The organism is Bacteroidota bacterium, assembly GCA_030706565.1.
GTDB lineage: Bacteria > Bacteroidota > Bacteroidia > Bacteroidales > JAUZOH01 > JAUZOH01.
In genome coordinates this window covers 1-4,611 of the sequence record JAUZOH010000305.1, presented here as the reverse complement: position 1 = coordinate 4,611, position 4,611 = coordinate 1, and the positions used below count along the sequence as shown (strand labels likewise).

The window sequence follows — 4,611 nt, the reverse complement described above, 5'->3', positions numbered from 1 at the left end:
TTGATGCGGGTGCCGATGAGGAAATGGATCTCGTCGCTTTCCTGGAGCAGCTTCACGATCAGGTCGGCCGGGCCCTTTCCCAACTTGAAATTCGAATTGTAACTGTTTAAAATATTAAACACCTTGCTCAGCGTGAGGATGCCTTCCGTAACAAGCTCGACCCCGTCCATATATGAAACCGGGGGCAGCCCGGGATCTTCGACGATGTAACTGTCGCGAATGCTGACTTTCATTTCCCTGGCAATGATATCGGCGGTGGTGGCGCCGCAGACTATCTTTTTCCCCTGAAACTGCCGCAGCCTTTCTGCGAGCGTTGAATCATTTTCGTCTTCGAAGGGAGGGCCGGTACAAATCAGCAGCTTGCGCGGTTCGCGGAAATAAAAAGTGACACAACTGGAATCGTCCTTTGCCCCGAAATTATCATTCAAAAAAGCCCGGTTGACAATTTTGGCCGAAAGTTTCCTGGCCGACAGCGCCGGGTTAGCATCAAGCATCTCGATAACGAACGACTTTAGATTGCCTTCGCCCCAGCCGGCGGGATATTTCGTAAAACCAGTCCCCGACTGTACAATGCCATCGCTGCAAACAATGATCCGGTCTTCCTTGCCCGGCCTGAAACTGCAATATCTCAATTCCTTGCCTGCATTTTTTTTGCTGTTTAAAAGGATACACTGCCACTCGGGTTCAAATACCTCTGTTCCTCTCATGATAATGCTTTGCGGGTTTCCATATTCCAGGATGTGCGTCTCCCCGGAATATTCGATATCCAGTATGCTGAAGGTAGAATAGTTCATATCCCTTTCACTGCAAACTGGCAGGGTGTTCATGATGATTTCTGCAAGGTCATGGACATCCTTGTGCTCCAGGGTGAAATTAACGGCCAGCGTGGCCGTAAGGGTGGCCAGGACATTGGCCTTCACGCCATGCCCCATGCCGTCGGAGAGAACGGCGATCAACCTTTGCTCCTCGCTTACCCTGCGCGAGAGGAAAACATCACCACAGATCCGTTCGTTCCCGAAATTCCTTTGCTGGCAGCTGACTTCGATATAAAAAGGTTCGTCCATCCGGTTTACTTAATCTTCGCCCGACTTATAAAATTCAATGATTGAATTGAGCATCTTTTCGGTCTCCGAAGCCCCCTCACCCAACAAAAATCCTATTTTCTGAACCATCTCAAGGTTCTTGTCTATCGCTTCGCCAACCCTCTTGAGCACTTCCTCCTTACGGATTTCGGGAAGCGACATATCGCGGACAATGGCCCCTACAGTCTTGTTTTTACGGATGGGAAATGCGGAAATATTGAGTATCGTCTTTCCAAAAGGCACATCATGGTTGGTAATGCTGGAGTTGTTTTCCATGACATAATTAAAAAGATTGTAGAAGGAATAGGGCAGCAAAGTCTTCAGGTCAGCGCCCGCCAGGCCTGGAATTACCTCGTCAATAGCCTTTGCATCCTCGCCCAGCATTTCTATAAAACTCCGGTTTGCCCTGATAATCTTCAGTTTCTCATCAACAATGACTATTCCGGAAGTAATCTTGTGAAGCATGGCCGAAATGGTATCGGTGGCTTCCTGGGCAAGCTGCTGCTCATCCCTGGCCTTTTTTTCCGATTCCTTAAGGGCTGTCTGGGTACCCGAGAGCTTCTCATTGATAACTTTTAACTTTTTGATGTATTCCTGGCGGTTGTGCAGGGCAAAATTGACGCACATGTCCTCCTTGGCCAGATTGGAGGCAATGGCAATGGCCAGGTCGCGGCAGGAATCATAACCACAGGATGTACAGCCCAGTTCATCTTCTTTGTTCGGTTTATGAAGTACCCGTAAAATCTCCTGTATCTTTTCCTCCGAGGGGAAAGGGATACGCTGGTCATCCTCCTGATATGTCCTTGAAAAATCAAGCTGCCGGAATGTATTCATGTATTTTTCCCATTCCTTGAGGTCGAAATTGAGCAAACGCTTGTTGGCATAGTCGGTCACCAGGGTCCGCCTGACAAATTTCTCAGCGCCCCTGGATGTGCCGGGCCCCAGCAGGCAACCGTGATTATAATATAAATTAAAGTGCTTTTTGATGAAATCAATGCTTGTATTAAATTGTTTCAGCGCCTCAATTATACTGTTCCTGCCTTTGGTTGTGATCACGCTGCCCTGAAGGAGGTCTTCGCTGATATCGGCTGCCTGCAAAAGCCCGTTTGGCAATGGTTCGAGCGAGCCTTTGTAACCCAGGGGAGGGTCGAAATCGGAATATTCCAGACGGCTTTCGTTGATATCGAATTCCACAAACAGTTCGCGCAGCTCCACAAAGGTAAGCACCGAATCAATGGCTGCATCACCCTCATAGCGCCTGGCCTCGGCCTTTGCAGCCACACAGGGGCCTATGTAAACCACAGCCACCTCATCGCCAAATTTCCGGTGAATAACCTTTGCAGTAGCAGCCATCGGCGATATAATGGGCGCAAGATTGGAAATCAATTCCGGATAGTATTTTTCGACGAAGGCAACGATAGCCGGGCAATTGGCCGTAATATAGTATTTGCCGTGAAACTCATCGAATAGATTTTTGTATTTCCAGGCAACCAGGTCAACCCCAAAAGAAGCCTCGTTGACATAGGAAAATCCAAGGGCCCGGATCATTTCAACAAATTTCCGGTAATCGGTAATATCATTAAACTCGCCTGAAATACTGGGCGACACGATAGCAGCCACCTTCCTGCCCGATTGCAGAAGAGCCTTGGTTTCGGGCTTGGAATCATAGTAAACTATGGCATTGGGTTTGCAAACCTTGGTACAATGCCCGCAACCTATGCACCGCGATTCCATAATTTGCGGAAAATCCTGGTTGGCTTCAAACTTGATCGCCTTCACCGGGCAAATCCTGACGCAGGCATAACATCTTTTACACTTTTTGTTTTTAATTTCAAACAGCTGCATAGTCTTTTCCCCTTTCCAGCAAGATGTTCTTATTAATGGCACAATAGTGAACTACTCTTTTGCTTTGAACGAAAGCCTTTATACAAAGTTAAACTATTTTCCCGTCAATCCATTATCTGTCAGGAAGTCTAAATAAAAAATATGAAACAAATCTGTTTGCGGGTAAACTCAAACGAAACTCTGCGTAATTTTCCAGATAAAACAGTTGACTATAAAGGTCTAAATTTAAGTTTCGCAAGTAGTATAAGGGGGTTATAACAGATTTCTCTGTGTCACTCTGTATTAAAACTCTGTGGTTCTCTGTTTAATAAATCGATACAATAACACAGAGGTACACAGAGAAGACACAGAGGAATATTTCTCATTATTTCTATGTGACATGATGAACAATAAATCTCAGTTGTTAAATTTTATTCCATTCAGGGAGATATTTACTTGCGAAACTTTAATGGTTTATCTTAAAAATCAAACTGTGACACTGAGGAAAGGTATATTAAGTTCATTCAGTCTGATTCTGGGAAAAGAATTTTCAGTACCGGATAAAAGAGGTTACTTTTACACTCTTATTTTATTTATTAAATTTTTTAATTCTTTATCAGAAATAGAAGCAGTTTCACTTTTATCATAAATAGCAATCAGGGTTACAAATATAACATCTCCATCCTTTTCTATTACTCCAATGATTTCGGGGCATACATGACTTATTATCCTTAATCCGCCGCTTTTACCTTTGCCCTTACTTTCTGTTGCCAATCGAATTTTATATGCACCATGTCCTAAAGATTTACCTAATTGAGGATTTTTTATTAAATCTTCTTCGAGTTGGGTCAATTCCTTACTCAAGGAAGCGAATTTCTTCAACAAAGGCTTGGCTTGTCTTTTAAAACTTTTAGAGATCCTGACAATTACTTTCATTTAAGAAATCAGAAAGAGTTTGTAATTCCTTACCGGTTTTTTTAGCGGTTTTCAACTCGTCCAAACCATCTTGTACAGCCAAAAATACTTTGATTTTATTTTGCAATTTCTTGTAATTCAAGTTGATTTTCTCCCATTTGGCATAAGGAATAATGACCGAAGTTTTAACACCACTTTCATCTACAAGATATTGAATGGTATTTTTCATTTTCTCCTATTTTTTACAAATTTAGCCAATTTTCCACATTGGAACATATGTTTATGTATATAGTTACTTGCTGAGAAATAATTATTCAAATATAATTAATTAGTGGTTTGATATGGTTCAAGATGGTTCAACAGTTCAAAGGAACTTTACCACAGGGGACTCTTTGGTTCTCTGTGAAATTTCTCTGTGGAACTCTGTGAAAGGATTGACTTTAAAAATATAAATACTCTAACACAGAGACACGCAGAGAAGGCACAGAGGAATATTATAAAATTTCTTCGTGTTCTTCGTGCCGTAGTGGTAATGTATTAATAGGTCACCGTTATGCGGCTTAATATAAAGTTCATTCCGGAAGACAAGAAACTTTGAACCATTTGAACCAACTTAAACTATCAACTTACCACTATGGACACAAGGATTACACAAGGTTCACAAAGAAATATTTCTCGCGAAGCGTTAAAAAAAAATCCTATTTGACTGCATTCCGTTCAAGTGAAGCCGACTTTAGGAGGCGAAACGCGTTAATGCAGTCACAGTCTTTTTTGCATACTTTTTGTGACG

General features: G+C 42.7%; 4 protein-coding genes. All 4 read right to left on the bottom strand.

All coding sequences use genetic code 11. The features are described from left to right. Window positions 1-932, bottom strand: a 932-nt coding sequence (locus tag Q8907_13040; GenBank protein ID MDP4275196.1) for a SpoIIE family protein phosphatase, incomplete at its 3' end; no start/stop codon positions are given. Window positions 933-1,073: 141 nt separating this feature from the next. After that, a complete protein-coding gene (locus Q8907_13035; protein MDP4275195.1) occupies window positions 1,074-2,927 on the bottom strand; it encodes a [Fe-Fe] hydrogenase large subunit C-terminal domain-containing protein in 1,854 nt (617 codons plus the stop codon). 555 nt (window positions 2,928-3,482) lie between these two features. Further along, the gene (locus Q8907_13030; GenBank protein ID MDP4275194.1) at window positions 3,483-3,842 is read right to left on the bottom strand and encodes an addiction module toxin RelE; all 360 of its coding nucleotides are present in this window, start codon (window positions 3,840-3,842) and stop codon (window positions 3,483-3,485) included. Continuing rightward, window positions 3,817-4,050, bottom strand: a complete 234-nt coding sequence (locus Q8907_13025) for a hypothetical protein (protein MDP4275193.1) — start codon at window positions 4,048-4,050, stop codon at window positions 3,817-3,819. The genes Q8907_13030 and Q8907_13025 overlap by 26 nt, the downstream gene beginning before the upstream one ends. Window positions 4,051-4,611: the final 561 nt, after the last annotated feature.